Origin of the sequence: Promicromonospora citrea (genome assembly GCF_013004695.1) — a bacterium.
Taxonomy (GTDB): Bacteria; Actinomycetota; Actinomycetes; order Actinomycetales; family Cellulomonadaceae; genus Promicromonospora; species Promicromonospora citrea.
On sequence record NZ_JABEMG010000185.1, the window covers coordinates 1 to 6,529 of the forward strand.

Annotated in this window: 5 protein-coding genes and 1 pseudogene; 4 read left to right on the forward strand and 2 right to left on the reverse strand. The window is 77.1% G+C overall.

Annotation, left to right across the window (positions count from 1 at the left end):
* On the reverse strand, positions 1-1,085 hold a 1,085-nt coding region (locus HLB15_RS21595), incomplete at its 3' end, for an AMP-binding protein (RefSeq protein WP_171108550.1).
* Positions 1,086-1,202: 117 nt separating this feature from the next.
* Here HLB15_RS21595 and HLB15_RS21600 point away from each other — a divergent pair.
* Positions 1,203-2,285, forward strand: a complete 1,083-nt coding sequence (locus HLB15_RS21600; protein WP_171108552.1) for a DUF3048 domain-containing protein — start codon at positions 1,203-1,205, stop codon at positions 2,283-2,285.
* Position 2,286: 1 nt separating this feature from the next.
* Here HLB15_RS21600 and HLB15_RS21605 read toward each other — a convergent pair whose 3' ends face one another.
* On the reverse strand, positions 2,287-3,237 hold the full coding sequence (locus tag HLB15_RS21605; RefSeq protein ID WP_171108554.1) for a 1,4-dihydroxy-2-naphthoyl-CoA synthase: 951 nt from the start codon (positions 3,235-3,237) through the stop codon (positions 2,287-2,289).
* A 105-nt stretch (positions 3,238-3,342) separates the two neighbouring features.
* Here HLB15_RS21605 and HLB15_RS21610 point away from each other — a divergent pair, with 105 nt between their 5' ends.
* The 3 genes and pseudogenes from HLB15_RS21610 to HLB15_RS21620 form a co-directional block, all read left to right on the forward strand.
* Entirely contained in the window at positions 3,343-4,323 is a 981-nt protein-coding gene (locus tag HLB15_RS21610) for an o-succinylbenzoate synthase (RefSeq protein ID WP_171108556.1), read from the forward strand.
* On the forward strand, positions 4,320-6,065 hold the full coding sequence (menD, locus tag HLB15_RS21615) for a 2-succinyl-5-enolpyruvyl-6-hydroxy-3-cyclohexene-1-carboxylic-acid synthase (RefSeq protein ID WP_171108558.1): 1,746 nt from the start codon (positions 4,320-4,322) through the stop codon (positions 6,063-6,065). Before HLB15_RS21610 ends, menD begins: the two co-directional genes overlap by 4 nt.
* A 128-nt stretch (positions 6,066-6,193) precedes the next feature.
* Positions 6,194-6,529, forward strand: a pseudogene (locus HLB15_RS21620) (hypothetical protein); the annotation flags it as partial.

Genomic DNA, 6,529 nt, shown 5'->3' on the forward strand with positions numbered 1-6,529 from the left:
GCGGCGGCGCTCCCGAGCCGCGCGGCGACGGCGGCGCGCAGCTCGGCGAGGACGGCGGGCGCGACGGGCGCGATCCGGTCCGCCCCGCCCGTGACCACGGCGACGACCGCCTGGCCCCACTCGTCGTCCGGCACGCCCACGACGCACGCCTCGCCCGGCGTCCCGCGCGCCGCGAGGTGCTCGGCGATCACCTCCTCGACGGCGTCGGGCGCGACGTTGACGCCGCCGGTGACCACGACGTCGTCGGCCCGGCCGAGGACGGTGAGCCGGTCGCCGTCGAGGCGGCCGAGGTCGGAGGTGCGGAACCAGCGGGTGCCATCGGGGTCGGTGCGGAAGGCGGCGGCCGTCGCGGCGGGGTCGCCGACGTAGCCCTCGGCGAGCGTCGGCCCGGTGAGCTCGACGACGCCGGTTCCGTCCTCCGCGCCCTCCGCGATCCGGACGCGGACGCCCGGCAGGGGGACGCCGTCGTAGACACAGCCGCCGCTCGTCTCGGACATGCCGTAGGTCGTGACCACCCGGACGCCCGCGGCCCGGGCGCGGGACAGCAGCGGGCCGGGCGTGGCCGCTCCGCCGACCAGCACGGCGTCGAACCGGGCCAGTGCGGCCAGCCCGGCCGGGTCGCCGTCCTCCGCCGCGACGACCAGGCGGTGGAGCTGGGTGGGCACCACCGAGACGTACGCGCGCGGGCCCGCGGCGAGGAAGTCGTCGGCGAGCGCCGCGAACCCCTCGGGCGTGAAGCTCTCGAGCGTGCCGCCGCCGACCTCCGTGCCCGCGACGACGGTGCGGGCGACCACCTGGATCCCCGCGACGTGCGTCGGCGGCAGGACGAGGAGCCAGCGCCCCGGCCCGCCGAGCCGCTCGTGCGTGGCCTCAGCGGACGCGCGGAGGGCTGCGGCGCTCAGCGCGACCTCGCGAGGGTTTCCCGTGGAACCGGACGTGCGCAGCACGAGCGCGGTGCCGGGCGGCGGGGGCTCGGCGCCGGCGGGGCGGGGCCGGGGCGCGTAGACCGGTCCGCCGCCGAGGGCGTCCCGGACGGCGCGGACCACGTCGTCGAGGGAGCCGGAGAGGGAGGCGTTCGAGGACACCTCATGAGGGTAAGCGCGTCGCACGTGCCGGGGGCCGCCCGGTCAGTAGGGTGTGCGCCACGTCCCCGGGGCGAGCCGGGCGCGCACGGTGGTACGGACGGGTGCCGAGGAGAGCCGATGACGACCCGGTGGACGACGGTGGTGCCGGGCACGGGCGCCGTGCTGGTCGCGGCCCTCGCGCTGGCGGGCTGCGGTGTGCTGCCCGCCGAGCCCGAGCCGCTGCCGACGCCCACGGCGACGGTCGAGGCGCCCGTCCGGGAGGACCGCCACACGCCACCACGGCCGGACGTGCCGGTCGTGTGGCCCCTCACGGGGGTGCCGACGGACAGGGTGGCGGACCGGCCCGCGATCTCGGTGAAGGTCGAGAACTCGGCGGCGGCCCGGCCGCAGCGGGGGCTGAACGACGCGGACATCGTCTGGGAGCAGCTCGTCGAGGGCGGCATCACCCGGTTCGTGGCGACCTACCACTCGCGGCTGCCCGACGCCGTGGAGCCGGTGCGCTCGGTGCGCCCCATGGACCCGGCGATCGTGGCGCCGCTGGGCGGCGTCCTGGCGTTCTCCGGCGGGCAGGCGGCGTTCATCGCGGCCGTCCAGCGGTACGGCACCCAGACGCTGATCAACGACGACGGCGACCCCGGCTTCGTGCGCGACCCCTCCCGGCCCGTTCCGCACAACGTGATCGGGGACGTGCGCACGTTCGCCGTGCAGGCCGACGGCGGCCGGACGAGCCCGCCCCCGCCACAGTTCACCTACGCCCGCACGCGCGGCGACGGGACGGCGACGGCGCGCGGGACGCGGGCGCGCACCGTCGACGTGCGGTTCTCCCCGGCGCAGCGCACGGTCTGGACGTGGGACGCCGCCGCCCGCAGGTACCTGCGCAGCGAGGGCACCGTGCCGTCCGTCGCGGCGGACGGCGCCCGGCACCGCGCGCGCAACGTCGTCGTGCTCGAGACCGAGGTGTTCCTCACGAGCTTCCGCGACCCGGCCGGGGCACGCGTCCCCGAGCACCGGCTCGGCGGGCGGTCCGGCCGGGGCACGCTCCTGTCGGGTGGGCGCGCCGTCCCGGTGCGGTGGTCCAAGAAGGACCACCGCTCGCCGGTCGTGCTGCGCACGAAGGATGGCACCGAGGCGCTCCTCGAGCCCGGCACGACGTGGATCGAGCTCGTGCCGCGGGGGTCGGGGAGCTGGACGGTGGGGTGAGTCAGTAGTAGTACGGGAACGACGACCAGTCCGGGTCACGGCGCTCCAGGAACGCCTCCTTGCCCTCGACCGCCTCGTCCGTCATGTACGCCAGGCGGGTCGCCTCGCCCGCGAACACCTGCTGGCCCGCGATGCCGTCGTCGGCCGCGTTGAACGCGAACTTGAGCATGCGGATCGCCTGCGGGGACTTGGTCGCGACGATCCGCGCGTACTCCAGCGCCAGGTTCTCGAGGTCCTCGTGCTCCGCGACCTCGTTGACCGACCCCCAGCGCTCGGCGTCGTCCGCCGAGTACTCGCGGGCGAGGAAGAACACCTCGCGCGCCCGCTTCTGGCCGATCTGGCGCGCGAAGTACGCCGAGCCGTAGCCCGCGTCGAACGAGCCGACGTCGGCGTCGGTCTGCTTGAACTTCCCGTGCTCGCGGCACGCCACGGTGAGGTCGGCGACGACGTGCAGCGAGTGCCCACCTCCCGCGGCCCAGCCGTCGACCACCGCGACGACGACCTTGGGCATGGTGCGCATGAGCCGCTGCACCTCGAGGATGTGCAGGCGCCCGGCCTTGGCGGGGTCGATCGAGTCGGCGTTCTCGCCGTCGGCGTAGCGGTACCCGTCGCGGCCGCGGATGCGCTGGTCGCCGCCGCTGCAGAACGCCCACCCGCCGTCCTTGGGGGAGGGGCCGTTCCCGGTCAGCAGCACCGTGCCGACGTCGGACGTCATGCGGGCGTGGTCCATGACCCGGTACAGCTCGTCCACGGTGTGCGGGCGGAACGCGTTGCGCACCTCCGGCCGGTCGAACGCGACGCGCACGACGGGCAGGTCGCGCGGCTCGGGGCCGCTGCGGTCCACGCCGCGGTGGTAGGTGAGGTCCGTGAGGTCCTCGAACCCGGCGACGGTGCGCCACCGCTGCGGGTCGAACGTCGCGGAGACCTGGCGAGGAAGTTCGGTGCTGGTCACGCTGCCCAGCCTAGATGCCGCCGGCTGCGTGGTCGGCCCCTCGCGACGGGCCGACGTCAGGGGTGGGCGTGCACCGGGGAGGGCGGAGCGCCGTAGCCTGGGGCTGTGCCCCTGCTCGGTGAACCCCTGGTCTGGTCGACACCCCTGCGGACCCGGTTCCGCGGCATCGACGTCCGCGACGGCGTGCTGCTGCGCGGCGCGGCCGGCTGGGGCGAGCTGTCGCCCTTCTGGGACTACGACGACGCGGAGTCGTCCACCTGGCTGCGCGCGGCCCTCGAGGCCGCGACCGTCGGCTGGCCCGACCCCGTCCGGCAGCAGGTCCCCGTGAACGTCACCGTGCCCGCCGTCGGCCCCGAGCGGGCCCGCGAGATCGTGCTCGCGTCCGGCGGGTGCCGCACCGCCAAGGTCAAGGTCGCCCAGCGCGGCCCTGACGGCGCGCTCGAACCCGTCGCCGCCGAGGCCGAGCGGGTCGCCGCCGTCCGCGACGCGCTCGGCCCCGACGGCGCGATCCGCGTCGACGCCAACGCCGCCTGGACGCCCGACGAGGCCCTGGCCCACCTCGCCGAGATCGACCGCGCCGCCGGCGGGCTGGAGTACGTCGAGCAGCCGTGCGCCGACGTCGACGAGCTCGCCCTCGTGCGCCGCAGGCAGGACGTGCCCGTCGCCGCCGACGAGTCGATCCGCCGCGCGTCCGACCCGCTGCGCGTCGTCCGGCAGGAGGCCGCCGACGTCGTCGTGCTCAAGGTGCAGCCACTGGGCGGCGTGCGCGCGTGCCTCGACCTCGCCGAGCAGGTCGGCCTGCCCGTCGTCGTCTCGTCCGCGCTCGAGAGCTCCGTCGGGATCGCGGCCGGGGTAGCGCTCGCGGCCGCCCTGCCCGAGCTGCCCTACGCCTGCGGCCTCGCGACGTCGCAGCTCCTGACGCACGACGTCGTCGACGAGCCCCTGCTGCCCGTCGACGGGGCGCTGCCCGTGCGCCGGCCCGCGCCGTCGCCCGCCGCGCTCGCCGCGGCGCCCGCCGACGGCCCGACGACGCGGCGGTGGCTCGACCGGTACCACCGCCTGACCAGCATCCTGGAGGACGCATGACGATCCCGCCCGCCGTGGCAGCCGCCCGTGCCCTGGTCGCCGACCTGGTCAGCCGGGGTGTGCAGGACATGGTGCTCGCGCCCGGCTCGCGCAGCGCCCCGCTCGCCTACGCCGCCGCCGAGGCCGCCGGCGCCGGACGGATCACCCTGCACGTGCGCGTCGACGAGCGGGACGCGTCGTTCCTCGCGCTGGGCCTGGCCAAGGGGGCCGGGCCCGATACCACCCCGGTCGCCGTCGTGACGACGTCGGGCACGGCCGTCGCCAACCTGCACCCCGCGGTGCTCGAGGCGAGCCACACGGGCCTGCCGCTCGTGCTCCTCACCGCCGACCGTCCCCACGAGCTGCGCGGCACGGGCGCGTCGCAGACCACCGACCAGGTGGGCATCTTCGGCTCCGCCGTGCGGTTCGCCGCCGACCTGCCCGCGCCCGGCGAGCGCGAGGCCGCCGACGACTTCCGCGACCTGCGGCACGTCACCGCCCGCGCGGTGAGCGCCGCCCTCGGCGACCGCTCCGGGCACCCCGGGCCGGTGCACCTCAACCTCGCCTACCGGGACCCGCTCGCGCCGACGCAGCCGCTGCCCGGTCTCCCCGCCGCCCCGGAGGGCTACCCGCGGCCGCAGCCGCCGCTCGTCGTGCCGACGACGCCGCAGCACCTCGGCTCGCCGGCGCTCCCGGGCGACCCCGCGCACACCGTCGTCGTCGCGGGCGACGGTGCGGGACCCGACGCCCGCCGTCTCGCCGAGACGCAGGGCTGGCCGCTGTTCGCCGAGCCGTCGTCGGGCGCGACCGGCGGACCGAACGCCGTCCCGGGCTACCGCGCGCTGCTGACGAACGACGCGCTCGCGGGCGGCATCGAGCAGGTCGTCGTGCTGGGCCACCCGACCCTGTCGCGGCCCGTGCAGCGCCTCCTCGCCCGCCCCGACGTCACGGTCACCGTGGTCGCGCCCGGCGCCCGCCCGTGGCCCGACGCCGCGCGGAACGCCGCCGTCGTGCTGCCGGGCCTCGCGCCCGCGTGGTTCGAGGAGGCCGCGGAGGCCTCCGGCGACTTCCTCGCCCGGTGGCACGCCGCCGGCGAGCACGCCGCGCGGGTGCTCGCCGAGGAGACGTCCGACGACGCGGTCCTCGGTGGGCCCACGGCGCTCGCGGTGGCGCGCGCCGTCGCCGCCGTGCTCGGCCCGGAGGACCTGCTCGTGGTCGGCTCGTCCAACCCGGTGCGCGACCTCGAGCTCGTGCTCGGCCTGGACGGCCCCGGTCCCGCAGTGCTGGCCAACCGCGGCCTCGCGGGGATCGACGGCACCGTGTCGACCTCGCTCGGCGTCGCGCTCGCCGCGGCACGCCGCGGCCTGCGCACGCGCGCGCTCCTGGGCGACCTGACGTTCCTGCACGACGTCGGCGGCCTGCTCCGGGGCCCCGACGAGCCGCCCGTCGACCTGGAGATCGTCGTGGTCAACGACGACGGCGGGTCGATCTTCGCGACCCTCGAGCACGGGGAGCTCGCCGAGACGGGCAGCGCGGCCGGCGCCGCCTTCGAGCGGGTGTTCGGCACGCCGCACGGGGCCACGCTCGCGCAGCTCTGCGCCGGCTACGGCGTGGACCACCAGCTCGTCAAGGACGTGCCCACCCTGCGGCACGCGCTCCAGGCCCCGAGCCGCGGGGTCCAGGTCATCGAGGTGCGCGTCCCGCGCGCCGACCGCCTGGCCACCACCCGGGCGCTGACGGCCCGGATCGCGGCGCTCGCCTGAGTCCCGTGCCGACCTCGGGGCGCATGGGCCGGAGGACGTGCCCCCGCGTGCAGGAAACTCACAGGGACGCCCAAGCCTCGGGCAAGGATGCCGGTGTCAACTAGTGGTGACTTCAAGGAGGGTCACCGATGAACGACGAGAACAGCACCACCCCGCGGCCGGACGAGCAGGCGCCCGCGCAGCCCACCCAGCAGCTGCCCGCGGCCCCGCACACCCAGCAGCTCCCGGTCCAGGGCGCTGACGGGGCCCGCGAGCAGGGTCACGAGCAGGTGCCGGGCTCGGGCTCCGTGCCGTCGTCGGACGCCGGCACCCCTGCCCCCGCCCCGCAGACGGGCTCCACGCCGCAGACGTCCCCCGCCCAGCAGGCCCGGGCCGCCGCGGCGTCGGTCCAGCAGCCGGCCGGCCCCGTGCCCGCGCCGCACGCCCCGGCGGCGCAGGCCCCAGATCGGAAGAGCGTCGGTGGG

Coding starts and splice junctions, on each gene's coding strand:
- HLB15_RS21600 (WP_171108552.1), top strand. CDS start 1,203: ATGACGACCCGGTGGACGACGGTGGTGCCGGGCACGGGCGCCGTGCTG.
- menD (WP_171108558.1), top strand. CDS start 4,320: ATGACGATCCCGCCCGCCGTGGCAGCCGCCCGTGCCCTGGTCGCCGAC.